The organism is Halomonas sp. WWR20 (assembly GCF_054602495.1).
Map to the genome: position 1 here is coordinate 181,471 of NZ_JBTRHR010000002.1, position 23,128 is coordinate 204,598.

A 23,128-nucleotide genomic window follows, 5' to 3' on the forward strand; every position below is an offset into this window, starting at 1 on the left:
TCAGTACCGGCCTATCCCACTAATGGCCTAGCCCATCGCCCACCATTCGTGGCCCGGATCGATCCGCGCATGGTTCAGCTGATACGTCTCGCTGGTCACGAATTCCCGGGCCAGATCGGCCCGCTCAAGCGTGCCGTCATCCAACTGCGCCTGCCAGTCAGCCGCTTCCGCCTCGTCGATGGGCTCACCCAGTACGTTGAGATACAGCGATTCGATGAATTCACTGTCCTCGAGCCGGTCATCGCGCGCCTGGAACTCGGCACTGCCGGCCAGCTGCTGAGCAATATCGTCAACCGAGGCGCCCTGCGCGCTGGCCTCGCTCCATGCCGCCCGCTCCTCCTGCTGGGGCGCCCGGCCCAGAAAAGCACGGTAAAGCCCGGAGATATCCGCCTGGTCGGTGGCGAACAGCGCAAACTCGCCATCGCTGAACGCGACGCTCTGCACGTTGGTCAGCGTGAGCGAGTTTCCCAGCACACCGGTCAGGATGGCCCGGCCGCCCGCATCCAGCGCCAGGGTGTAATCCTCGCGGGCCCCCGGCACATGCAGCACATCGTTGCCGGTGCCCGCGTCGATCCTGTCCTGCCCATAACCGGCGTGGATGAGGTTGTCGCCGGCATTGCCCTGAATGACATTATCGAGCCCATTGGCGAACAGTTCGGTATCGTCGGTGCCGCGCAAGCGCACATTTTCCACGTTGTACGGCAGTATCAGTGTCTCGCCTCCCGCGTAGAGCGCCACATCGAGCCCGGACGTGCCCTGCCGGGCATTCAACGCCTCGGCATCGCGCACCAGAATGTCGCGCTGGTCGATATCGTTGCGATCATGGACGATGATGCCGGCGTCGCCAGTGGCGCTCTCCTGGTCGTGCAGGGCTTCCTTGAACGCCTCCAGGCCGCGTTGCAAGGGCTTCAAGGCCTCCAGGTTCAGGCCATTCGTACCGCTGCCGTCGGAATCCATGCCCGTGAGGAAGGCATCGACTTTCCGGAACCAGGCCGACTCGCTCAGCAGGCGCGCCGCCTCGAGGACAACCGGCTCCCAGCCGTGGTGAGCGGGCCGCGTATCGAGCTGGTCGATCACCTGACGGGCATCCTGCGGGAAGTCGGTGAACATGCCGTCGATGCCGGTCTCGATCAGTTGCACGTATTCCTCGACCGGCGTACGTACCGTGCCATCGGCGTGCAGCGACAGGAAACTCTCATCGGTGCGTACGGTATAGGGCACCACCTGGATGCCGGCTGCGTGGGCGTTTTCCACCAGCGCGGAGACCTCACCGGTGAGGATCTGGTCGATCTGCGCGATGCCGTTTCCGTTACCGTCCACCGGCACGCCAAGATCACGCTTGGGCAGGATGGCATCCTTGGACGGCCCGAAGATATCGGCGTAGGCGGACAGTGCCTGGGCGCCTTGCTCGGTCCACAGATCGCTGTAGATCGTGTCTTCGGCGATTGCGAGATCCAGCTCCGCATAAGCCTCCGGGTTGGCGCCGGGGTTATCCGCGTTGAAGTTATAGGCCACGTCCCAGGGCGTTCCGCCGGCACTGATCAACTGCACCAGCGGCAGGTCGATGCCAACCTCGGGCATGATGTCGTTTTGCAGCCGCAGCAGGTTCTCGATCTCGAACGACTGGACCGATACCCGCTGCGGGTCGACGAAATCATTCGCCATCAGCGTATCGATCAGGCGCTGGCTGGTATCGATATCGATCGCAGAGCCGTCGAGCAGCACGCCCTCTTCGGCGAAATAGGTGGGATGCTTGAGTTCAGGGATGATGGCGATCTGCCGGCCGGTCTCGGCCTCGACCGCTTTCACCAGCGCGATCACTTCTTCCAGGGTGGGAATCTCGAACTGGTCGTTGTACGCGGTGTTGCCCGGGCGATCCTCGGGGATGCGTTCGCGGGCATTCAGCGTCTTGAGCTCGGCCAGCGTGAAATCCTCGGTAAACCAGCCGGAGAGTTCATTGCCGTCGATCGTCTTGGTGGTATAGCGATCGGCGAACTCGGGGTGCTGCGCGACATCGGTGGTGCCGTTGAGCAGGTTTTCATGACGCGCGACCAGCACGCCATCACGGGTGGGGACCAGGTCGGGCTCGAGGGTATCCGCCCCCTGCTCGATGGCGACTCGGTAGGCCTCGAGGGTATGCTCGGGTCGGTAACCGCTGGCACCGCGATGGGCCACCAGATTGAAATCAGAGCTGTCGAAGGAGATATCGTCTTGGGTGAGGCTGTCGTCCTGGATGAAACTGTCGTCTTGAATAAGAAGGCGCATGGCATATGTTCCTAGTCGGGAGAGTGGGATCAAGCGGCCTTGACGCGGCATGGCCCAGCCCGCGATGGCAATGGAAAATATTGCCCACTCCGACGTTAGGCAGCGCTAATGACAGTCTGATGCCGGTACGGTATTCCCTCGTAATACATTGTTGTGCCATGTAAATATGGCGCGACAGGCCATGGTGTTCTTGCGCCGAAACCGTTTTCCCCACCGCTGCCGGTGTGCTTGCCTGCACGCCTCAATATCGTCGGAGGATTACGCCATCGCATCAACTCTGAAAGCTGATGCCCCTCATTCGGCAAGGCTTCGAGCGCAGTAGCGTGCCAAGAGTCAGCAGCCAGATGAGAGGCCCCGCCGCAAGCACCCCGAGCAGGCGGCGCCATCCCCGACTGCGGCCCACGACGCGGCGTCTTGACGCGATACCCAGGGTGACGACAAAGCCGAGGTGCGCCCAGATGATGGCGAGCAGTAGCATCGTCATGGTTCTTGCTCCTCATCCCTGCCTGCCTCGGCGTCACGGACGGCATGCTTAACCGGACTGCCGCAGGTCATGCATCGGCCATCACCGTTGAAGGCCCGCGTCCATTTGTCTGCGCAGACGTCGCCATAGTCGTCACTCATCGTCTTTCCCCCACGGTAATCAACATTGCCATGCGTCTCACCGGGTACCCATGTCGGCGAACGCTACGGGAGCAGGATAGCGAGATGGGATGTAGCTTTGATGAACGCAGCGCGAATCGATCGACAGGCGCGATCCATTGACAGCCGTCGCAGATGCAAGGGTGTCTGCTGGTCGCCGGGGCGTGGCGTCAGCATGGCACCTACGCCAATGCATGCTCCAAGGCGGCGGTGGCGTGCAGTGTCGTGGTATCGAACAGCGGCACCGCGCTGTCCTTTGCCGTCACCAACATCATGATTTCTGTACAGCCGAGAATGACTGCCTGCGCGCCCTGCGTCACCAGCCGGGCGATGACCTGCCGATAGATCTCACGTGACTCGGGGCGTATCTGCCCCGCCACCAGCTCCCGGTAGATGATATCGTGAACCCGTTGACGGTCGTCCGGCGCCGGGACGATAACCTCGAGGCCGTGTCTCTGCTCCAGACGCCCCTTGTAGAATTCGCCTTCCATGGTAAAGGCCGTGCCCAACAGGCCGACCCGTGACAACCCCATGGTCTTGATCTGCGCGGCAGTAGGATCGGCGATATGCAGCAAGGGAATGTCCACCGCCCGGGTGATGGCATCGGCCAGACAGTGCATGGTGTTGGTGCAGAGGATCACGAAATCCGCCCCGCCACTCTCCAGTTGACGGGCGGCTGCGGCCATCTCCTTGGCCAGCTCGTCCCAGCGTCCGGCATGCTGCAGCCGTTCGATATGTCCGAAATCCACCGATAGCATCAGGCTGCGCGCGGAGTGCACTCCGCCCAGGCGCTCACGTGCCTGCTGATTGATGATGCGATAATACATCTGAGAACTTTCCCAGCTCATTCCACCTATCATGCCGATCGTTTTCATATCACCTCTTTTTTACGCACCAGGGCCGGCACGCCTAGCCCAGAATGAACACTACGCAGGCCGCCGTCAGTCCTCCCATCGTGACGTTGAACACACGCCAGGCGCGCGGGCTGTCGAGCCAGCGGCCGATGACGGTGCCGAAGCCGGCCCACATCGAAATGCATGGCAGCGCGATCAGCTCGGCGAAGCCGGCCAGCAGCATCGCGTTAAGCACCGGATTGCCATTGTCGGGCAGAAAACCGGCGATCAGCGCCAGTCCCATGATCCAGGCCTTGGGATTGGCGAACTGGAACGCCGCCGCCTGCCAGAAGCTCAACGGACGCCCCTCGCCACGCTGGCGCAGATCCGGCGGCGGCGCCGTGGCGATCCGCCATGCCAGATAGAGCAGATAGGCGCTGCCCACCAGGCGCAGTAGCGTCTGCACCAGCGGATAACGCTCGAAGATCAGCCCCAGGCCCAGGGCGACGGCAGAGAACAGCACGAAGCAGCCGACCAGAATGCCGAAGATATGCGGCAGCGTGCGTCGAAAACCGTAATTGGCGCCGGAGGCGGTGAGCATGAGGTTGTTGGGGCCGGGCGTGATAGTCATCGAAATCATGTACAGCGCCGCCGGGCCGAGGAAAGCCAGAATCTCCATACATTGTACCCATACAATATCCGGTTAAAGGATTATCATTGCGCCATGACTCGAGCATAATGAGGATAAAATCAGCGTCAAAGGTTTTATTGTCACCATGACAATTTGGGCACCACACCTCGCAGACGAAGGGCCACGCTATCGGGCCATTGCCGAGGCCATCACCACGGCGATCGTCGAAGGCGAACTTAAACCCGGCCAGCAGCTTCCACCGCAGCGCCGCCTGGCGGACCGGTTAAAGGTCACGGTGGGAACCGTGACCCGGGCCTATGCCGAGGCCGAACGTCAGGGCTGGGTCGAGGCGCGTGTCGGCAGTGGTACCTACGTACGCGATGTCGGCTCCTCCAAGGGAGCCGACTTTCTGGCCTCGCCCCAGCTCCAGGATGGGATCATCGACCTGAGTCTGAGCCTGCCTTCACCTCATCCGCTGCGGGCCGCGGCGCTGGGGCGAGCCCTGCGAGACATTGCCGAGGACAGCGAGATCCTGCATCGCGCGGTGGAATACCAGTCCGAGCGGGGCGTTCTGGCCCATCGCGAACAGTTGGCGGCGTGGATGGCACGCCTGGATATGCATGTCGACCCCGAACTGCTGCTCGTTACCCAAGGTGGGCAGCACGGCATCAGCCTAGCGCTGTCCGCCTTGACCCGCCCCGGCGAACGCATCGCCGCCGACGCTCTCACCTATCCCGGCCTCATCGGTGCCGCCCAGCAGGCCCATCTCAAGCTACTGGGCGTGCCGCTGGACGCCGACGGCATGGACATGGGCGCCCTGGAGCGCCTCTGCGCCCAGCAGCCGCCACGCTTGGTCTACGTGACGCCCGATCAGAACAACCCCACCGGTGCGAGCCTTGCTGAGGCACGACGCGAGCAGCTGGCAGCGTTGGCGCGGCGCCACGACTTCTGGATTCTCGAGGATGGGGTGCAATACCTGCCGTCAGCCGAGCGTGGCACGCCGCTGTATCAACTGGCACCGGAACGCACGCTGTTCACCTTCAGCACGGCCAAGGTGCTGGCCGGAGGCCTGCGCATCGGCACGCTGCGCGTACCGCCACCGTTGCTTAATCGCCTCGGTGCCGCGATACGCGCCCAGAGCTGGATGGTGCCGCCGCTGATGGTCGAGGCGGTATGCCGCTGGATCGCCAGCGATGATGCGGACCGTTTGCTCGCCTGGCAGATCGACGAACTCGACGAGCGCCAGCGTCTGGCTCGCGAGATGCTGGCGGGATATGAACTTCACAGCCGGCCACATGGCGCCAATCTATGGCTACCACTGCCTGCCGGACTGCGCAGCGCCGTGATACTGGATGCCTTGGAACAGCGCGGCGTGCGCGTCACCAGTGCCGAACCCTTCTGCGTGGGCAGCACGCCCGCGCCGCAGGCGCTGCGCCTGTGCCTGAGCGCCGCCGCCTCACGCGAAGCACTGAAACAAGCCTTGAGCATTGTCGTCGAGGTTCTCGAAACCCCACCGCCTTCGCCTTGGAATACGCTGTAGGGTCTGTCCGAAAAAAAGCGGCTCCCGAGCGAGTCCCAGGCCGATGCTAAGGCGGGAGCAGAGCAGGACGATAGAGCATTGCCCAGAGCAAGAGCGGGACCGGTAACGATCATTAGCTGACGAGCCGCCGCATTACTTCGAAACCAAGGAGTAGAACTCTTCGGCCAGCAATGCCTGCATGCCGACATCCGTGAGATGACAGGCACAAGGGAGTTCCCCGGCCCCCTCTACCGTCCCGAACGTGAGGCGTTCATCCTCATCCGGCCAGCGAAGTGACTCGACGGCAGGGAACGACAGTACGGATTCGCAGATTTCATGGCAGGGACTCCTGGCAGGTAGACCAAGGACAGGGTATTGGCCGACAGGATCGCGTTCATGCGGGTAGCGGGTCATGGGCGAGGCTGCCGGCCGGCTGCTCGAACGTGCGCGGACTGGCCGGCCGATACTTGCGCATGATGTAGCGCAGTCGCTTCATCACGTCCAGATTGGCGGATTCCATCTTCGCCAGGGCGCTCATGGCCTCGTCGATGTGTCCTTCTTCATAGCAACGCACCGCCTCGATGGCCTGACGGTGCACCTCGATATGCGGCACCTCCAGCGCACGGAAATCCTCGTCGCTGTAGAACTGTTGACTACCGGCGCCGTTGTAGTACCAGCGGCCCAGGGCGCACTGGGTCTCATCGGGGAGCTCCTCGGCCCGGGTCTCCGACAGGCCCATGAAGATACGGTAGACCTCGAGCTTGATCTCCAGCTCCTCCAGGTTGGCGAGTTCCACCTCGCTGAGCATGGCGGAGAAGGAGAGTGCCTGGCTGCTCTCGCCGGTCAGGGCCAGCAGCTGTTCGGTGCGCCTCATCACCTGGCTCGCCTCGGTGCTCAGCCGCTCAGCCTTGCGCGCATTGTCCTCCATCACGCCATCCACCTGGTCGGCCTGGCTGAGAATACTGCCATTGAGCCCGCCGATCTCGTGGGTGGCGTTCGTGGTGCGGGAGGCCAACTCGCGCACCTCGGTAGCCACCACGGCGAAGCCGCGCCCGGCGTCGCCGGCCCGTGCCGCCTCGATGCTCGCATTGAAGGCGAGTAGCGTGGTCTGCAGTGAGATCTCCTCGATGACACCCACGAAGTTGCCGATGCGGCCGGCATCACCACGCAGCGAGGTGACCTGTTCGGCGGCCTGGCCGATGCACTGGTTGAGGGCGCGAAGCTCCGCCACCATGGCGTTGAGGGCGTCCTGGCTGCGCAGGGACTCGCTGGAAGTGAAATCGGTGACGTTGCGGTTGTTCACCAGCAGCTCGGAGAGCTCGGTAAAGGATTCGCGCAGGGCGACCACGGAGTCGCCGAAACCGGTGAGATTGGTGAACAGGTGGCGATGCACGCCCTGCTCGTTCTCTAGTTGGGCGATTCGTGCCTGCAGTCGGTCGCGTTCAGCGAGAGAGGCAACGGCCTCCTGGGACGGATTGGGGGATGAGGCGATGGCCTTGCGATTCCAGAGGCGCATGGGAGCTCCAGTCGTTCGGGTGGAAGGGCTCGACGCCGACCGCACCGGGGAAGCACCGGAGGAAGACGGGCGGCGTCCGCGACAGGCCGGGGCGGCCCGCCGGTTGTTGTTATCGTGGTCTAGCCCACACGGTCGAAGAGTACGTTGTTCTCCAAGTGGATGTGCTGCATGATATCTTCGCGGAACTCGCGTAGCCCGGCATAAAGGGCACGCCAGGTGGTGCAGGCCCCCTTGGGCGGGGTGATGTCGTCGGTCAGCGCCATCATCTGCGCCAGGTTCTCGCCATGATCGTCGTGCTCGTGGCGCATTATCGCGATAGGGCCCTGGGCCTGGGCGCCCATGCCCTGACGCAGCATGGGGAAGAGAATCTGTTCCTCTTTCTGCATGTGACTCTCCAGTTCCTGATGCATCCCCACGAGGTGCTCCGCCAGCCCGCTGGGGCAGCCCTCGCGCCCGCCATGGACCTGCTCGACGCGCTGCGCCATGCGCACCAGCTCTGGCAGCTGCTGGCGGTGGACGTCGTGGTAGCGGGACAGGATATGGTCGATCAATTCGGCGTTGCTGGCCGATGCCCAGTCGTGCTCGTTGCGCATGCCCTGCGGCAGCGCCTCGAGCTCCGCCACGAGCGTCTCGAGTGCCAGATTGGCGCGTTCGGCAGCCTCGCGCAGACTGATGCGTCCACTGCAGCAGAAGTCGATATTGTGGTCGTGGAACACCCGTGTGGCGCCGGGTAAGGTCAAGGCGGTGCGGCCGACGGGCTGTTCGATCAGGTTCATGGCAGTCATTCCTCTTCGAGATGAGAGACACTTCTATTTAGATTTAGCAAACAGCGTGCCAGTTTCCGAACCCCGTCATCAGTGGCCTTGGCCGTTTTATGGTAGAAAACACCCCACGAAATCAGGGTAAAAAATACCCCTAAAGGTGGAAATAACCATGTTCAACGGATGCCGGCCGGCTACTTGATTCCCAGCCGGCGCGCCAGCTTGTGCAGATTGCTGGAGTCGACCTTGAGCAGGCGCGCCGCCGCCGACCAGTTCCCGTCGACGCGTTCGAGGGCGTGGTGTATGGCTTGCCGCTGACTACGCGCCACGCTGTCGTGCAGCGCGTCCACCGGGGCGTCCCGGGACGATGCCACCGTCACACTCGGCGCGGCGATAGCGACCGACGGCAGGTCGAGCAGCCCAGGTTCGAGAGTGACGATATCCTCACGCCGCGCGCCCCGGCTGAGCGCCTTGATTGCCGCGCGGCTGATGACGTGCTCGAGCTCGCGCACATTACCCGGCCAGTCGTAGCCACTCAGCGCGTCCTCGGCGGCCGGCGACAGGCGCAGGCTGCGTAACCCCAGGCGGGTCCGGTTGAGCTCAAGGAAATGTCCGGCCAGCACCAGCACGTCGCTGCCCCGCTCACGCAGCGGCGGGATCGGTACCGGATAGACCGAGAGGCGGTGGTAGAGGTCGGCGCGAAAGTGACCGGCGCGCACACTGTCGTGCAGGTTGCGGTTGGTGGCGGCGATCACGCGCACATCGACATGGCGCGGTTCGTCCTCCCCCAGGCGCTGGATCTCGCCATTTTGCAGGGTACGCAATAACTTGGCCTGGATGGCCAGCGGCAGTTCGCCGACCTCGTCGAGGAATAGCGTCCCGCCGTCTGCCGCCTCGAAGCGCCCGGCGCGGGCATTGCCTGCTCCCGAGAAGGCGCCCTTCACGTGGCCGAACAGCTCGCTTTCGGCCAGCGATTCCGGTAATGCCGCGCAATTGACCTGAATCATCGGACGCCGCCGGCGCCGTGAACACTGGTGTAGATGGTGTGCGAACAGTTCCTTGCCCACCCCGGTCTCCCCCATGAGCAGCACGGACAACTCTGAATCCCCCACCACCTCGAGCTCGTCCAGCAACTGACGAATGGTCGAACTCTGCCCAATGATCCCACCCTCCTGACGCTCGCCAACGCCCTTGCCAGTGTCGCTTCGCGACAGATGCAGGCGACGCACGTCCTGCTCCAGGCGGGTCATGCGCACGGCAGCCTCGACCAACAGGGTGAAACGCTGCAAGTCGCCCTGAGCGCGCTCGTCGAAGGTGCCTGGGGTCAGCGCATCCAGGGTCAATGCCCCCCACAGGCTGCCCTCGACATACAGGCTGATGCCCATGCAGTCATGCACCGCCAAGGGTTCGCCTATCTGGTTGTCGACCAGGCCGTCGTAGGGGTCGGGCAGGGTCGAGTCCGGCGGGAAGGCCACCGTCTCGCGTTGAGCAAGGATCGCTGCCAGGCGTGGATGCTGGGCCACCACGAAGCGCCGCCCCAGCGCCTCACGCGCCAGCCCATCGACCGCCACCGGGCACAGCGCATCGCCGTCAAGGCGCAGCAGCCCTACCGCGCCGCAGCGAAAGTATTCACATAGCGTTCTGGCTAGGCGCTGCAGGCGCACTGCGTTGGGCAGTTCGGCGGTGAGATCGGCCAGCACGATATCTTCGAGCATGACGGGCTCCTGGCGGGGCGAAGCGGAAACGGTTGGGGTAAAAGTCACCGGCATCCGGTCATTATTACCGCCTCCGAACCGGGTAGAGCTGACCCCGATCAAGAGTAACCAAAAGCAATCAGGCACTTAAAGTGGGCATACCGGATGCAACGGAAGGGCACACGCTTGATAAAAAGGAGAGCGCCATGACCCTTCTCGACTGTCCCGTCGGCCAACTGGCTCGCCGGCAGCCCGGCGCCACCCGGGTGTTCCATGATGATGGAATCGACTTCTGCTTTGGGGGTTACACCCCCGTGCGCGATTCGCTCGCCAAGCCGAATAGGCCCGAACATGGGCGAACGCAGTGATGATCTTGCCCGCGAGGCACCGTTACTCGTCGATCTTTGTCAACGCCGAGTCCTTGTGCATGGCCACGTGGTCCGTCTTGTCGCTCTTGATGGCGTACTGTGGCTCATCCTCGCTGGCTCGGCGCCTATGCCCCTTGTATTCGGTGTCCTGGGTATGGATCTCGATGATCCGGCCACTGACGCGCCCAGCCTCGGAATTCCAGGTGACGTGATCCCCTATCTTGAAACGCTTGGCCATGTGTACCTCCCGATCGATCGCCGAGCCCCCCGGTCGCCCATTCAGCGCAGCGCGGCACTCGGTCCGAAGTATTCGTAGTGACGGTGTTCCTCGGGCACACCGAGGGCTTCCAGCGCCTTGTCCATGTCGCGCATGAACGGCAGCGGCCCAATGAAGTAGCAGCTCGGCGTCTGGTCCTCGGGCAGGTACTCGGTGAGCAGATCGTGGTTGATCAGCCCCTTGTACTGCTGCGTCTCCTCGGAGGTCGGCTCGCTATAGAAGAAGCGATAGACCAGGGCATCACCGTGGCGCGCGACCAGCGACTCGACATGTTCGCGGAATGCATGTACCTCGTGATGGCGGGCACCGTGCAGGTAGACGACCCGACGCCCTTCGCCCAAAGCCTGCTCCACCAATGACAGCATGGGCGTCTGCCCTACCCCGGCGCTGACCAGGAACACCGGTGCGTCACGCTCGTCGAGGATCAGCTCGCCCACCGGCGGAAGCAGCTTGACGTGATCGCCCACCGCTAGCCGGTCATGCAGAAACCGGCTGGCGGCCCCTTCGGATTCCCGCTTCACCGAGATTCGATAATGATCCTCGCCCGGCTTGGAGGTCAGGCTGTACTGGCGAAGCGCATGCTGGCCATCGATATTCAGAGTAATACCAATGTACTGGCCCGGATGGAAGCTCGAGATCGGTTGGCCATCACTGGGCTTGAAGTAGAACGAGACGATCTCGCGACTCTCCTGGACCCGGTCGACCAGCACGAAGTCACGCTCACCACGCCAGCCGCCCGGCTCCTTTTCCAGACGCTGATAGGTCGATTCCTCGGCCTCGATCAAGCGGTCGGCAAACTCCCAGTACAGGCCGCCCCAGGCGTCGGCGACTTCGGGCGTGACCGCGTCGCCCAGCACACGGCCAATGGCCTCCATCAGGCACTCGCCGACGATCGGGTACTGATCGGGCTGCAGGTTGATCGCCACATGCTTGTTGATGATCGGCGCCGTCAGCGCTTCCAGAGCCTCCGGATCCTGGCGATTCAGTGCATAGGCCACGACCGCTCTGGCCAATGCCCGCGGCTGAGCGCCGGTTTCCTGATGGCGCATGTTGAACATGGAGCGCACTTCGGGGTAGCGCTCGAACATCAGCGGATAGAACGTGCTGGCGATGGTCTCGGCATGTTCGGCGACGACAGGTGCCGTGGCTTCGATGACTTGTAGCTGCTTTTCGTTGAGTTCACGCATAAGAATTCCTGAATTGAACAATACACACTGAACAGGGTATGCAAGGGCACCTCGAATGAGGTGAAAGAGCGTTACATACGTTGAATATTCCAACCGGCCAGGTCAGCGTCCGTAACCGCCTACCCCCAATGTCTTGGCCAATGTCCCGGATAGTGCCGATGCATCCTCAGCAGATGTCGCTCGAACATCATTCACCCCCCAGCCGGCCCAGGCAGAGACGTGCTTCATCGAGGATCCGACAGATTCGCTCTTCGGCACTGCAGAGCCCTCTCACCTGCCCACAGGACTGCCCACAGTACAGTGCCATGTCATCGATCTGACCGGTGGCGTCCGCCAGCGGCGAATCGGTGGAGAACAGATACACGGGCTGGCCGTCCTGCTCGCCGATTACCGTATCGGGGTGGGCGCCGACGTATTTGCCTTCCAGTACGGCATTGCGCAGCACGCGCACCGGTGCCGGCTCGTGCCAGTTGCGCCGGAAACGTGTGGTGTAGCAGGTTTCATCGGCCCCGGCCTGGACGATGCGCTGCTTGTGATGATCGTGGGCGTTGGCCTCGTGGGTGGCCAGCAGCGCGGACCCCAGACTGACGCCTTGGGCCCCCAGCGCCAGGGCGGCGACCAGCGCCTGGCCCGAGCCGATACCGCCGGACGCGACCAGCGGCACGGGGCTGTCGGCGGCCAGCTGAGGCAGTAGCGTGAATACGCTCGTCGTGCCACGCACGTGTCCGCCGGCTTCGTGTCCCTGAACGATCAGCACATCGGCGCCCGCGGTCAACGCCCGCTCGGCGTCATGCCGGCTGCCCACCTGATGGATGACCTGGACACCTTCCTCCTTGAGGTGGCGTACCAGCGCCTGGTCCACGTCCCAGAACAGCACCATGGCGGGCACCTGCAGGGCCAGACAGGCCTCTACCTGCGCCTTGAGCAGGGCCCGGTCCGTGGCGGCGGGAATCAGGTTGACAGCAAACCGAGCGTTGCATTGTGCCTGAAACGCCGTCACCTCAGTGCGGACACGCTCGACGGGCTCGCGCACCAGGCCCAGCACCCCGAAGCCACCGGCGCGGGCGACCGCCAGGGCCAGTGGGTGGCGGGAGACGCCGCCCATCCCGGCCAGCAGAATGGGCACCTCGCAGCCGAGGCACTCGAGCAGCGGCGTACGCAGGGCGTCGGTCATGGCTTGGCTCCTGTTTCGTCAATGAGCGGGGCACCGGCCAGGTAGGCGTTCAGCCACTGGCTCTGCTGGGGATTGAGGGTGCGAAGTAGCGGCTCGACCTGCTGCCAGTGTGGTTCTGTAAAGGGGAGGGGAGCTAGGCGGGCCGTCATTGGAAACCTCATCGGCGCGAGCGATGAACGCAGTATGCCGAGCCCCGCCTATGCAAGATAATGAAATATACTGGAATTTAATATCATTGTTTTTGCTATATAAAGGCGGCTTCCTTGGACATCGACCTGGCCCGGACCTTTCTGGAAATCGTACGCACGGGGAGCTTCATCGCTGCGGCCGAGCGACTGCACGTCACGCAGACCACCGTCACGGCGCGTATCCACAATCTGGAGGGACAACTGGGCTGTCGGCTGTTCATTCGCAATCGGGGCGGCGCTCGGCTGACCGGCAACGGCCAGCGCTTTGTCGGCCATGCCAGCCAGCTGGTCAGTACTTGGGAAGCAGCCCGCCGCGAGCTGCCGATGCCCGAAGGGACCGAGGAGATGCTGTCGCTGGGCGGGGAAATCAGCCTGTGGAATCCGCTCCTGCTGGGCTGGTTGAAACAGCTGCGCCAGCGCAACGCCTCGCTGGCGGTGCGCGCGGAAGTCGGTGAGCGCCAGACGCTGCACAAGAAGCTGGAACAGGGATCGCTGGACGCCATTCTCGTTCATCAACCCGACTACTGGCCGGGCATTCAGGTCGAGCAGTTGCTCGAAGAGAAGCTGATCATGATCCGCAACCCCAAGGCGCCCGACCCTTACATCTATATCGACTGGGGGGAAACGTTCCGCCGTCGGCACGACACCGCCCTGCCTCACCTCGCCCGGGCCAGTCTGAGCATCGACCTGGGACCGCTGGCCCTGGAGTACCTGCTGGAGCACGGAGGAAGCGGCTACTTTCGGACCCGGGTGGCGCTGCCCTTCCTGACGCAGGGGCAACTGGAGCGCGTCTCGCACGCCCCGGAATTCGGCTACCCCGTCTATCTGGTCTACTCCCGCGAGCGCAGCAGCGACCTGCTGGAGCAGGCCTTCACCACGCTGCGCGAGACCGCCACCGACATGGAAGTCTGGGAGTCCACGGAGCCCGCGCTGTACGCTTCCCGATAGCGGTGGGGCATTACGGTAGCTGCGGGGCACGCAAGCCCGCCGTAGCAGCATCATCCCCAGCGCAATCGCGAAGGTTGTCCCCAGCAGGGGTGGCAGAAAGCTGGTGGGTACCAGCAGATATCCCAGCCGCGCGCCTAGCCATACCAGAAACAGCACGACGAGACGGTGCGGCGGCATGGGGCCCAGCAGGTATCCTGCGATTACCGCCAAGGCAAAGCCGAACAGCAATTCCCGGGCATGGGCCAGGCCGGTACTCAACCCCGACAAATCATTGGGGTGATGGAACATCGCCCATAGGGAAAGCGGTACCAGCAGAGCCGCATATATAGCCGCTGCGGGAAAGAACAGAACCTGGGCGGAAAGTTTGTCGCGTGTTGCCACTGTTTACGGGCCTGACTGTTTACGATCCTGACTGCCTCAAGGTCCTGGCTGTATCGACGCGTATCCTCATTCACTCGATCCACAACGGCAGCGAGGCAAACCCACTCGTCGGGTAAACTGCCCTGACCGCAGGCTGATCCGGTAACGGGGCAATCGCTTGTGTATGGGCGAGTAGTGCCTCGATCACGATACGCAGTTCCAGCCGGGCCAGAGGCGCCCCTGGGCAGACGTGAACGCCGGCGCCGTAGAGCAGATTCAGGGACGGATCACGATCCAACCGGAATTCATCGGGATCACCGAAGACGGACTCGTCGCGGTTGGCCGAGGCCCAGAGCAGAGTCATGCGTTCGCCGGCTTCGAGCTGGCAGCCCCCGATCTCCACCGGCCGGGTGGTGATCCGGCGATTGGAGATGAGCGGTGCGTGGATGCGCAGGATTTCGTCGATCGCCGCAGGCAGCAGGCTCGGCCGATCACGCAGGTCGCGCTGCAGCTCGGGATGCTCGGCCAGGTAGTGGGCGATAATCCCCACGCACGAGGCAATGGTTCCCAGTTCGCCGACCGTCCAGTTGCGTATGATGCTGATGATTTCCTCGTCGCTCAGCGGCCGGTCCCCGATACGCTCACCGAGCAGTTCGGTCGTGACATCCTTGGGTGCCTCATTGCCGGCTTCGCGTCGTTCATCCAGAAGCGCTCTGATATAGCCATCGAACTCGAGAGCGACAGCCGTCATGGCATCCGTGTTCCCCGCCAGGGTGGCCTGATGATTCTTGCGGGTCCACTCCCCTAGAGGCTCGTGCAGGCTCTTTGGCCAGCCCATGAAGGCACACTGAATACGCAAGGCGTAATCCTGGGCGAACTGCCCCATCAGCTCGATCCGCCCACCCGCCGGGAGCGTGGCTGCCAATTCATGAGCGATGTCCCGGCACACCGGCAGGAAATCCTGCATGCGCCGAGGGCTGAAATAGGGCTCGATAATCTGCCGGTAGCGGGCGTGTTCGGGCAGGTCCATGCCATTGGGCACGGAGAGATGGCTGGAGACGGCATTGCTGAACGTCTCATGATCATCGAGTACTCGCATCACGTCCGCATGCCTGAACAGCGACCAGTGCAGGTAATCGCTGTGTGCCACAGGACAACGCCTGCGCATCTCATCATAGGCAGCAATCTGATCGTCCAGGACGGCCTGGGATCTAGGGTCCCAATCGGAGTGGAACTTCTGGTTCATACTTCTCCCGGCTATAGTCAAGTGGCATGGCACGCGACGGAATGCGACGGATACGCGCCATCTGAATGAGTGCAATGTGGCGCAGAAAATATCTGCTCAATGTTGGCTAAAATCAGCACTTTCCAAGCCACACCCAGCGTTTTTCGCTTCTCCCGAGGATGAACGAACTTCCGTTCAGTTCTTCTGAGTTTTCCTCCCTTATGAGTCCCCCCTTGGTGACCGATAGTCGTTACTTCGGGCATGCCGACGTTGCCGTAAATAACATATATTATAAATACATCTTATTGGCTCGCCAGACAACTATAGCCATCACGGCTGCGGCACAATACACATGGAAATTGACTTATACGAAAATAAAATTGAGAAACAATATTGTAGAAAAGCTCAAATACTTTCCTTCAACAGCATTTCCCGGATATGGCCGATAGCCTTCATCGGATTCAATCCCTTGGGACAGACCCACATGCAGTTGCCGATCTGGCGGCAGCGAAAGACACTGAAGGGATCTTCGAGCTCGGCCAATCGTTCCCGCGTTGCGGTATCACGACTGTCGTTCAGAAAACGATATGCCTGAAGCAGCCCCGCCGGCCCGATGAATTTCTCCGGATTCCACCACCAGGAGGGACACTGCGAAGAGCAGCAGGCGCACAAGATGCATTCGTACAGGCCATCGAGCCTGTCACGGTCCTCGGGGCTCTGCAGGCGCTCTATGGCCGATGGCGTGCTGTCGTTGATGAGATAGGGTCGAACCTTCTCGAACTGCTTGAAAAACAGAGCCTGATCGACGACCAGATCGCGAATGACCGGCATGCCGGGAAGCGGCCTGAGGGTTAACGTATCTCCCTGATTCAGTGCTTCGGCCACTGAAGTAATGCAGGCCAGTCCGTTCTTGCCGTTGATGTTCATCCCATCCGAACCGCACACACCTTCGCGACAGGAGCGTCGGTAAGCCAGGTCGGGATGGGTGACCTTCAGATGCTCCAGTACCTCGAGCACCATTCTGTTACGTAGCCCATCCTCGACTTCGAAATCTTCCATGTAGGGGGTCGAATCGGCCTCGGGATTGTAGCGATAAAGGCGGACAGTAAACATGGCACTCCTCGCAAATCATGACAAGGGGGACAGATATAGGGAAGCTTCACCAAGCATGCCATAGGCTATTTTCCCCACCAAATCGAACAGAATAATGAAAGTCATATTTCCTCTTGAAAGCATGGCATTTACTCCATGAGTTTTATCAAAACCTCCCTATAAAGGAGTAATATATACCTCGATGGTGATGCCTGTTATCTCAGCCTTAAGTTAACTAACACTTGATACAGATCAACTAAAAATGTTTTGTATCAAGTATGACTCGTCGATTCTTGTCGAGACTTCTTTCCGACGCGACAGCCAATGATGGATTAATCGGGTGATACCAGGAGACAGCAATCCCACGCCGGGCAGGCCGGATCATGCAGGGATACGCAGCAGACCGGCTGCGCCGCGCCTGTCCCGATCTGCCTAACTACAAGCTGCGGCGTGGTCTCCTTCTGTGTCGACAGCACTGACCGCGAGCTTCCCCCATCTGTTTGCCACTTCCCTTATCAAGCGTAGCGTTCAAGCAAACAAACAAGCCAACTAACACTTAGCTAAACAACCAACTCAACTATTTGTTGCACTTGGCCTTAATGTTCATGACCGTACGCCGATACCGATATATGACTACAACTAAAACTTCTGCTTTGGATGCCGCAAAAATGCTAAAGACAAGGCTAAAGCCACGCCGCTTATTGTCGTTAAGCCTGCAAAACAAGATATTGATGCTGGTACTGGTCCCGCTGCTGCTGATCACGATCACGCTGGCCAGCGTGGCGGCTTATGATCGTGTTCTCGCGTCGCACACCACGCTGGCCGAGCAGCACTCGATGCTGGTTGAGGCGCGCAAGGCTGCGGTGCGTAACGTTATCGAAGCCGCCATGTCCTCCATCGCACCCATCGTTGCCAATGCCGGCCCCAATGATGTCGCCGCACAGGAACAGGCCAAGGAGATCCTGCGCCGCTTTCGCTTCGACAAGAGTAACTATGTTTTCGTCTACGATTATCATGGCAAGGTGCTGGTCCAGCCCATGATGCCGGATCGTGAGGGCACCAACGGACTCGATACTCAGGACCGCAATGGCAAACCGCTGATTCGCGACATGATCGAGATCGCCCGCAAAGGCGGCGGCTTCTACCAGTACGCCTGGCCGCATCCCGATACGGGCGAGATCGAAGCCAAACATTCCTACGCCACAGGGGTTCAGAAATGGGGATGGCTGGTAGGCGCCGGCGTCTATGCCACCGACATCGACGCAGCCATGGCCGCTGTCGAAGCCGCAGAAGCTAGCGCTCAGCACCAGTTCATACTCAAGACCGTACTGATCGGCAGCGCTATCTTCATGGGGGTGGCCGCCATCGCCATCTGGCTCGTCCGGCGCACCGTCCAGCCGATCCGGCGTACCGCCAGCGCCATGCAGGATATCGCCAAGGGCAAGGGCGATCTGACCCGGCGGCTAGCCATCGAAAGCGACGATGAAATCGGTGACCTGGCCAGACAATTCAATGCCTTCGTGGTCCGCATGCAGGATACGCTGCGCGAAGTCCGCTCCAGCACCTTGAGCGTCTACCAGACGGCAGGCGACATCGCTCAGGGCAGTGAAGAACTGGCATCGCGTACCGAGCAGGCTGCCGCCAATCTGCAGCAAACCTCAGCCTCCATGGAGGAAATCACCTCGACGGTCAACAACAGTGCCGAATCGGCCCAGCAGGCCAACCAACTGGTACTTTCCACCGCCGAGGTGGCCCGCCAGGGCGAGGCGGCGATGAGCCAGGTCGAGCGCACCATGAGCGATATCGATGCCTCGGCCAGCAAGATCGGCGATATCGTTTCGATGATCGACTCGATCGCCTTCCAGACCAACATCCTGGCGCTCAATGCCTCCGTGGAAGCCGCCCGTGCCGGCGAGCACGGCCGGGGGTTCGCCGTGGTCGCCCAGGAAGTGCGCATCCTGGCCAGCCGCTCCAGCGAGGCGTCGCGCGAGATCCGAACGCTAATCGATGACTCCGTGTCGCATACCCAGTCAGGTGCCGGTCTGGTGCGCAGCGCCGGCCAGACCATGCGCGAAATCGCCACCCATGTAGCCCGTGTCACCGCCGTCATCGGTGAAATCAGCGCGGGCGCTAAGGAGCAGAGCAGCGGCATCGTTCAGGTCAACACCGCCGTCGCGGAGATGGATACCATGACCCAGCGCAATGCCGCCATGGTCCAGCAGTCCGCTACCGCCGCTGCCGACATGCGCCTCCATGCAGAACGCTTGAATCGGCTGATCAACACCTTTGTGCTGGGCGAAGACACCCCCACACGTGGATCGCATCATGCATCACCAGTTGCCGCCCCCCGCGCAATGGCCGTGACACATTCTCCCAAGCCGCCGGCCAAGCAACACGCCGGACGCGAAGCCGCCCAAGAGTGGGAAACGTTTTAAAACGGGCGACAACGCAGAGAGACAATAACGAAGGAGAGCCTGTAGCCCAACAAAGCACCTTTCTATATAAAGCGCCTGCCTATAAAGGCAGGCGCTTTATTATCTTACGGCTCGTTGTGCTACATAGAATAGGCCTAGGCATCCTCGTCCAGTAACCCAGCTCACGGGCATCCTGCCTCTCGAGATTTTAGGCAAGGCTTAATGATCCGGTTAAAAGCTCGACTGACTGAGACGTACAGCTAAGCATTTCACTACAAAGTAAGCTCAGAACTCAATGACCTGTCGAATAGCTTGGCCTTCGGCCAACCGGTCGAAGCCCTCGTTAATTTCGTCAAGCTTCAATCGGTGGGTTAGGAGTTTGTCGACCGGCAAACGACCAGCCTGATAGAGCGCAATATACTCAGGTGTGTCCAGCGCAGGGACATGCCCCCCAAGATAGGAGCCTATTAGCTTGCGCTCCTCAGCGACCATCCGGGTCGGGCTAATCGAAAGCCTGACATCGGGATGGGGTAATCCCGAAGTGACGGTAGTCCCGCCCTTCCCTGTCGCCTCGTAGGCAAATTCGAGCGCCTTGGCGACACCGGCAAATTCGGCGGCAATATCGACGCCGCCACCGGACAACTCACGCACTTGCTCCAGCGCATGCGGATCAGCACTATTAATCGTATGGGTAGCCCCCATCGCCTTTGCTGTTTCAAGTTTCTCGGCACTGATATCGGCGGCAATCACCTGCCGCGCTCCTCCCGCTAGCGCGCCTAACACCGCAGACAAGCCAACACCTCCAAGCCCCACCACCAACACCGAATGACCTAGGCGCAACCCAGCCGTATGTACTACCGCACCAACTCCTGTCAGCACCGCACAACCAAACAGTGCAGCGATATGAAATGGCACGGTAGAATCAATCTTGATCAGCGAATGGCGTGAAGCCACCGTATACTCGGCAAAGCCGGACACACCGATATGATGGTTTACCGTCTCGCCGCCGCGATGTAGCCGAATGCCACCCCCCAGAAGCGTACCGGCAGCATTGGCCTCTGCGCCAGGTTTGCACAACGACCCTCGCCCCGCAAGACAGAAACTGCACGTGCCACAGTTCGGTGCGAACGAAAACACGACATGATCCCCGGGCACAAAGTTATCCACACCAGGCCCTACTTCCACCACTTCACCGGCCGCCTCGTGGCCAAGCACCATCGGCATCTGGCGCGGGCGATCACCATTAATGGTAGATAGATCCGAGTGACATAATCCTGCCGCACGTACACGAACCAATACTTCATCCCGCGCGGGGGGATCTAGATCAACTTCTTCAATCGATAAGGGCTTCGAGCTGCTGTAAGGTTTCTCCAGCGACATCTGCCGAATTACTGCTGCACGCGTTTTCATAACCCCTCCAAGCTTTAAAAAGCTTTAACGCTAAAAGTTAGTAATGTTGCGTTAACCAACATTTCCCAGGCACAAGTATTTGAGTTCTGCATATTCATTGACCCCATAACGCTCCACGCCCGATACCGGAGGCTTTCACACCACCAAAGGGTGCCGAGGCGGTAGAGATTAGTCCCGTGTTGATGCCCACCATGCCGTATTCCAGGGCTTCAGAAACACGCCAAATACGCGTCACGTTTTCGAAGTAGAAATAAGCCGCCAAGCCAAATTCAGTATCGTTGGCTTTTGCGATGACGTCAGCTTCACTATCAAAACGGAAAATCGGGGCCAACGGACCGAAAGCTTCCTCACGAGAGCTCAATTGACGGACCACGGGGCTATCGGTGAGGACAGGACCAGCACGTTGCCTGAGCGTGCCATTCTTTGCTGCTGCTTTTAGATCGGCCCAGATCAACATCCCGATGGCTTGGCCTTCGTTATCGAATACTTCTACGGCGTCGCTGCCCTGCTCATGAAGCAGGGCTAACGCCGCCTCCATTGCCAAGTCTTCCTCGATCCGCTGCATTACCTTTAGCCCCTCGGTAATGTCTGGCGGTCTCCCCGAGAGAATTTAGGTACAGCAATGAGAGCTGATTCCGACATATTAATTCTGCAGGTCGTTGGGCGACTCGGAAGTATGGGTATTTATGGCAGATTCTTTACTCTCAACCAGATCTTTAGCAAAGGTCTGGTCGTTCTCACCGGAGAAGAATCGCTTGCCGTATATTAATAGACATAACGCGACACCAACGGCAAAAGCCCAGGTGGCGCCTTTGGTCACCAGTACTGCAGCGATTATTCCAGCGATTCCCAAGTCTCGCTGACTGCGTGCCTCCATAATGCCGATACGTACGCTGACATAGCCTTGGATAAGTAAAGTAAGTGCCAGAGCAATACCCAAAATCGGTTGCACTAAGCTGACGATCGGCATCAATAGTAGGCCGGTGTTAGTGCCCCAACGAAAGGATCCGGAGCCGCCAAATATCGAATTCATGGCAGCCTTACCTTCCTTATACCGTTCGGTGATGACAACATGCATTGCTGCCCAAAGCGGGCCCGCCATGACTACATCAGGCCCCAGAATACTCATGCCGAGGTTGCGGCCACCGAAGATCATGTGCGCCCGGTTGGGGTTGTAGTCAATCTTTTCATCAGAACGCTTCTCGTCGGCCTCATCGAGAAGCGCCTTGCTCTGAAGAACATCACCGAATAGCACTATATAGGCGGCCAGCACGGTGGGGATTGCAGTAATAAACATCATTAGCGGTGGTAGCCCCACCCCAAAGACGGTGTACTCGCTGAGCATCAGCATAAAATCAGGCTGGCTGAACCCCCATTCCACGTTAGGCCATGGAGCTTCGCCAAATAGCGGTGCAATCACAATAGCCAGCACGATGATCGGAAAAATTCCCAACTTGCCTATTATTCCCCAGAGGCCGCCCTGAGCTTTCAACTTATTAAAGTGACGCGAAAAGATTAAATAGAAGGCTATGCCTACAGCGATACTGATGGTAAAAGGATATTGCTCGAAGCGTCCCCCTTCATCGAATATTACCACAACAGCAGCCAAACCAGCGCCCATTATCACACCGGACTTAATAGCAGAAGGAATCATTCTGACAACTTTACTTGCCAACCCCGTTCGCCCTAGAATTAACGCCAGTATGCCTAGCATCATTTGAAAGGCGATTAGGGCATGTACGCGCGTTTCTCCCTCGGGAAAGGTAGCGACATAAGCCATGACCAGAGGAATAGCCGGAGTGATCCAGCCAGGTACGACGGGGTCTCCCAACAGGTGGTGCAAGAGATAAAGTAAGCCATTAAGTATGACGATAGCCAAGGCTGCTTCGAAGGGCATGCCCAGCAGTTCAGTCATCAGGGGGATAGCCGCCAAATCCACCGCGCACATTAGCAAACCCTGCAAATAGTCGGGCAGCTCGAAACGGTAATGTATGAAAGGCAGCCGCAGTTTGAAAGGCCCCAACGGGATATACGGCGCTTCGGCGCCATCGGTGCGGTGTTTCCAAGAACTCATAGCGAGTCTCCAAAAACTCAATCATTGTTGGTTTTGTATGATGAGTAAATACATCACCATTCCAAGCACATTGCGATGCAATTACAGGCAACTCTTACGCCAACTCATACATACATTCAAATCATTGATTTTTAAATGCTTTCGCTAGAAAATAAACTAAAGTATAAAAACTGCCTTGGTTCAATCTTTCATCAGAAGATAGTTTTTGATGATAAGGTTCATCAATAAGCACAGCAGCTTCACCTCCGTACGCATCTTCTCGTCGCTGCACAACATTTCTAGAGGAACTCGGTTCTATATCACCAACCAACATTTAGCTTATGCTAAATTAACAGGATGGCTGTAGGGTTCTAGAGGAGGATTGAGTGCTAGTCCCGCATCGGGCGCTGTATGCGGGGCCGACCTTTCAGACGGAACGTAGGCTTATGCCATGCCTCCATCGCTCCCAGAGCATCTACCAAGCAGCACGACGGACGCGAAGCTGCCCAGGAAGAGGAAACGTTTTAAGGTGGGCGACAACGCAAAGAGACAATAACGAAGGAGAACTTGT

The 23,128-nt window shown here is 60.1% G+C and carries 20 protein-coding genes and 2 pseudogenes; 4 read left to right on the forward strand and 18 right to left on the reverse strand.

Translation table 11 applies throughout. The annotated features are described in order from the left end of the window. Positions 1 to 27: 27 nt before the first annotated feature. The 4 genes from ACW4DH_RS04155 to ACW4DH_RS04170 form a co-directional block, all read right to left on the reverse strand. Complete coding sequence (locus ACW4DH_RS04155; protein WP_459635100.1) at positions 28 to 2,265, reverse strand: glycerophosphodiester phosphodiesterase family protein; 2,238 nt, start codon at positions 2,263 to 2,265, stop codon at positions 28 to 30. A gap of 271 nt (positions 2,266 to 2,536) precedes the next feature. Next, the gene (locus tag ACW4DH_RS04160; RefSeq protein WP_459635101.1) at positions 2,537 to 2,749 is read right to left on the reverse strand and encodes a hypothetical protein; all 213 of its coding nucleotides are present in this window, start codon (positions 2,747 to 2,749) and stop codon (positions 2,537 to 2,539) included. Between the two features lie 340 nt (positions 2,750 to 3,089). After that, positions 3,090 to 3,782 carry an aspartate/glutamate racemase family protein gene (locus ACW4DH_RS04165; protein WP_459635102.1) on the reverse strand — a complete coding sequence of 231 codons (693 nt, stop codon included), beginning with the start codon at positions 3,780 to 3,782 and terminating at the stop codon, positions 3,090 to 3,092. Between the two features lie 34 nt (positions 3,783 to 3,816). Then, complete coding sequence (locus ACW4DH_RS04170; RefSeq protein WP_459635103.1) at positions 3,817 to 4,419, reverse strand: LysE family translocator; 603 nt, start codon at positions 4,417 to 4,419, stop codon at positions 3,817 to 3,819. A gap of 97 nt (positions 4,420 to 4,516) precedes the next feature. On the opposite strand from ACW4DH_RS04170, the gene ACW4DH_RS04175 reads away from it, so the two are divergent. Continuing rightward, the gene (locus tag ACW4DH_RS04175; protein ID WP_459635104.1) at positions 4,517 to 5,911 is read left to right on the forward strand and encodes an aminotransferase-like domain-containing protein; all 1,395 of its coding nucleotides are present in this window, start codon (positions 4,517 to 4,519) and stop codon (positions 5,909 to 5,911) included. A 132-nt stretch (positions 5,912 to 6,043) separates the two neighbouring features. Here the strand turns inward: ACW4DH_RS04175 and ACW4DH_RS04180 are convergent, their stop codons facing one another. The 4 genes from ACW4DH_RS04180 to norR form a co-directional block, all read right to left on the reverse strand. Further along, entirely contained in the window at positions 6,044 to 6,304 is a 261-nt protein-coding gene (locus tag ACW4DH_RS04180; RefSeq protein ID WP_459635105.1) for a hypothetical protein, read from the reverse strand. Next, on the reverse strand, positions 6,285 to 7,406 hold the full coding sequence (locus ACW4DH_RS04185) for a methyl-accepting chemotaxis protein (RefSeq protein WP_459635106.1): 1,122 nt from the start codon (positions 7,404 to 7,406) through the stop codon (positions 6,285 to 6,287). Before ACW4DH_RS04185 ends, ACW4DH_RS04180 begins: the two co-directional genes overlap by 20 nt. 119 nt (positions 7,407 to 7,525) lie before the next feature. Next, entirely contained in the window at positions 7,526 to 8,182 is a 657-nt protein-coding gene (ytfE, locus tag ACW4DH_RS04190; protein ID WP_459635107.1) for an iron-sulfur cluster repair protein YtfE, read from the reverse strand. A 179-nt stretch (positions 8,183 to 8,361) separates the two neighbouring features. Further along, on the reverse strand, positions 8,362 to 9,882 hold the full coding sequence (gene norR / locus ACW4DH_RS04195) for a nitric oxide reductase transcriptional regulator NorR (RefSeq protein ID WP_459635108.1): 1,521 nt from the start codon (positions 9,880 to 9,882) through the stop codon (positions 8,362 to 8,364). A 185-nt stretch (positions 9,883 to 10,067) separates the two neighbouring features. Between norR and ACW4DH_RS04200 the strand changes: the two genes are divergently transcribed. After that, a complete protein-coding gene (locus tag ACW4DH_RS04200; protein ID WP_459635109.1) occupies positions 10,068 to 10,229 on the forward strand; it encodes a DUF542 domain-containing protein in 162 nt (53 codons plus the stop codon). A 22-nt stretch (positions 10,230 to 10,251) separates the two neighbouring features. On the opposite strand, the gene ACW4DH_RS04205 is transcribed toward ACW4DH_RS04200, so the two are convergent. The 3 genes from ACW4DH_RS04205 to ACW4DH_RS04215 all read right to left on the reverse strand — a co-directional run bounded on the left by ACW4DH_RS04205 (position 10,252) and on the right by ACW4DH_RS04215 (position 12,867). After that, complete coding sequence (locus tag ACW4DH_RS04205) at positions 10,252 to 10,467, reverse strand: hypervirulence associated TUDOR domain-containing protein (protein ID WP_459635110.1); 216 nt, start codon at positions 10,465 to 10,467, stop codon at positions 10,252 to 10,254. 41 nt (positions 10,468 to 10,508) lie between these two features. Further along, entirely contained in the window at positions 10,509 to 11,693 is a 1,185-nt protein-coding gene (gene hmpA, locus ACW4DH_RS04210; RefSeq protein WP_459635111.1) for an NO-inducible flavohemoprotein, read from the reverse strand. Between the two features lie 187 nt (positions 11,694 to 11,880). After that, entirely contained in the window at positions 11,881 to 12,867 is a 987-nt protein-coding gene (locus tag ACW4DH_RS04215; protein WP_459635112.1) for an NAD(P)H-dependent flavin oxidoreductase, read from the reverse strand. Between the two features lie 263 nt (positions 12,868 to 13,130). Between ACW4DH_RS04215 and ACW4DH_RS04220 the strand changes: the two genes are divergently transcribed. After that, complete coding sequence (locus tag ACW4DH_RS04220; protein ID WP_459635113.1) at positions 13,131 to 14,003, forward strand: LysR family transcriptional regulator; 873 nt, start codon at positions 13,131 to 13,133, stop codon at positions 14,001 to 14,003. 15 nt (positions 14,004 to 14,018) lie between these two features. On the opposite strand, the pseudogene ACW4DH_RS04225 reads toward ACW4DH_RS04220, so the two are convergent. The 3 genes and pseudogenes from ACW4DH_RS04225 to ACW4DH_RS04235 form a co-directional block, all read right to left on the reverse strand. Then, positions 14,019 to 14,384: pseudogene (locus ACW4DH_RS04225) on the reverse strand (NnrS family protein); the annotation flags it as partial. A gap of 70 nt (positions 14,385 to 14,454) precedes the next feature. Next, positions 14,455 to 15,609 carry a cytochrome P450 gene (locus tag ACW4DH_RS04230; RefSeq protein ID WP_459635114.1) on the reverse strand — a complete coding sequence of 385 codons (1,155 nt, stop codon included), beginning with the start codon at positions 15,607 to 15,609 and terminating at the stop codon, positions 14,455 to 14,457. A gap of 384 nt (positions 15,610 to 15,993) precedes the next feature. Beyond that, positions 15,994 to 16,701, reverse strand: coding sequence for a succinate dehydrogenase iron-sulfur subunit (locus ACW4DH_RS04235; protein ID WP_459635115.1), 708 nt, complete (start codon positions 16,699 to 16,701; stop codon positions 15,994 to 15,996). 710 nt (positions 16,702 to 17,411) lie between these two features. On the opposite strand from ACW4DH_RS04235, the gene ACW4DH_RS04240 reads away from it, so the two are divergent. Further along, complete coding sequence (locus tag ACW4DH_RS04240; protein ID WP_459635116.1) at positions 17,412 to 19,115, forward strand: methyl-accepting chemotaxis protein; 1,704 nt, start codon at positions 17,412 to 17,414, stop codon at positions 19,113 to 19,115. A 264-nt stretch (positions 19,116 to 19,379) separates the two neighbouring features. On the opposite strand, the gene ACW4DH_RS04245 is transcribed toward ACW4DH_RS04240, so the two are convergent. The 4 genes and pseudogenes from ACW4DH_RS04245 to ACW4DH_RS04260 all read right to left on the reverse strand — a co-directional run bounded on the left by ACW4DH_RS04245 (position 19,380) and on the right by ACW4DH_RS04260 (position 22,891). Then, positions 19,380 to 20,504 carry a zinc-dependent alcohol dehydrogenase family protein gene (locus ACW4DH_RS04245; RefSeq protein ID WP_459635117.1) on the reverse strand — a complete coding sequence of 375 codons (1,125 nt, stop codon included), beginning with the start codon at positions 20,502 to 20,504 and terminating at the stop codon, positions 19,380 to 19,382. Positions 20,505 to 20,555: 51 nt separating this feature from the next. Continuing rightward, a pseudogene (locus ACW4DH_RS04250) lies at positions 20,556 to 21,069 on the reverse strand (aldehyde dehydrogenase family protein). A gap of 78 nt (positions 21,070 to 21,147) precedes the next feature. Continuing rightward, the gene (locus ACW4DH_RS04255; protein ID WP_459635118.1) at positions 21,148 to 22,578 is read right to left on the reverse strand and encodes a hypothetical protein; all 1,431 of its coding nucleotides are present in this window, start codon (positions 22,576 to 22,578) and stop codon (positions 21,148 to 21,150) included. 121 nt (positions 22,579 to 22,699) lie between these two features. Further along, positions 22,700 to 22,891 (reverse strand): hypothetical protein, encoded by a 192-nt coding sequence (locus tag ACW4DH_RS04260; protein WP_459635119.1) that lies wholly within the window; start codon positions 22,889 to 22,891, stop codon positions 22,700 to 22,702. Positions 22,892 to 23,128: the final 237 nt, after the last annotated feature.

Bases quoted from the DNA above. Each gene is read 5' to 3' on its own strand.
- ACW4DH_RS04205 (WP_459635110.1), bottom strand. From the start codon at position 10,467: ATGGCCAAGCGTTTCAAGATAGGGGATCACGTCACCTGGAATTCCGAG.
- ACW4DH_RS04260 (WP_459635119.1), bottom strand. From the start codon at position 22,891: ATGTTGGTTGGTGATATAGAACCGAGTTCCTCTAGAAATGTTGTGCAG.
- ACW4DH_RS04215 (WP_459635112.1), bottom strand. From the start codon at position 12,867: ATGACCGACGCCCTGCGTACGCCGCTGCTCGAGTGCCTCGGCTGCGAG.
- ACW4DH_RS04255 (WP_459635118.1), bottom strand. From the start codon at position 22,578: ATGAGTTCTTGGAAACACCGCACCGATGGCGCCGAAGCGCCGTATATC.
- ACW4DH_RS04165 (WP_459635102.1), bottom strand. From the start codon at position 3,782: ATGAAAACGATCGGCATGATAGGTGGAATGAGCTGGGAAAGTTCTCAG.
- ACW4DH_RS04175 (WP_459635104.1), top strand. From the start codon at position 4,517: ATGACAATTTGGGCACCACACCTCGCAGACGAAGGGCCACGCTATCGG.
- ACW4DH_RS04200 (WP_459635109.1), top strand. From the start codon at position 10,068: ATGACCCTTCTCGACTGTCCCGTCGGCCAACTGGCTCGCCGGCAGCCC.
- ACW4DH_RS04155 (WP_459635100.1), bottom strand. From the start codon at position 2,265: ATGCGCCTTCTTATTCAAGACGACAGTTTCATCCAGGACGACAGCCTC.
- ACW4DH_RS04160 (WP_459635101.1), bottom strand. From the start codon at position 2,749: ATGACGATGCTACTGCTCGCCATCATCTGGGCGCACCTCGGCTTTGTC.
- ACW4DH_RS04240 (WP_459635116.1), top strand. From the start codon at position 17,412: ATGCTGGTACTGGTCCCGCTGCTGCTGATCACGATCACGCTGGCCAGC.
- ytfE (WP_459635107.1), bottom strand. From the start codon at position 8,182: ATGAACCTGATCGAACAGCCCGTCGGCCGCACCGCCTTGACCTTACCC.
- ACW4DH_RS04185 (WP_459635106.1), bottom strand. From the start codon at position 7,406: ATGCGCCTCTGGAATCGCAAGGCCATCGCCTCATCCCCCAATCCGTCC.
- ACW4DH_RS04170 (WP_459635103.1), bottom strand. From the start codon at position 4,419: ATGGAGATTCTGGCTTTCCTCGGCCCGGCGGCGCTGTACATGATTTCG.
- ACW4DH_RS04235 (WP_459635115.1), bottom strand. From the start codon at position 16,701: ATGTTTACTGTCCGCCTTTATCGCTACAATCCCGAGGCCGATTCGACC.
- ACW4DH_RS04245 (WP_459635117.1), bottom strand. From the start codon at position 20,504: ATGAAAACGCGTGCAGCAGTAATTCGGCAGATGTCGCTGGAGAAACCT.
- hmpA (WP_459635111.1), bottom strand. From the start codon at position 11,693: ATGCGTGAACTCAACGAAAAGCAGCTACAAGTCATCGAAGCCACGGCA.
- ACW4DH_RS04230 (WP_459635114.1), bottom strand. From the start codon at position 15,609: ATGAACCAGAAGTTCCACTCCGATTGGGACCCTAGATCCCAGGCCGTC.
- norR (WP_459635108.1), bottom strand. From the start codon at position 9,882: ATGCTCGAAGATATCGTGCTGGCCGATCTCACCGCCGAACTGCCCAAC.
- ACW4DH_RS04180 (WP_459635105.1), bottom strand. From the start codon at position 6,304: ATGACCCGCTACCCGCATGAACGCGATCCTGTCGGCCAATACCCTGTC.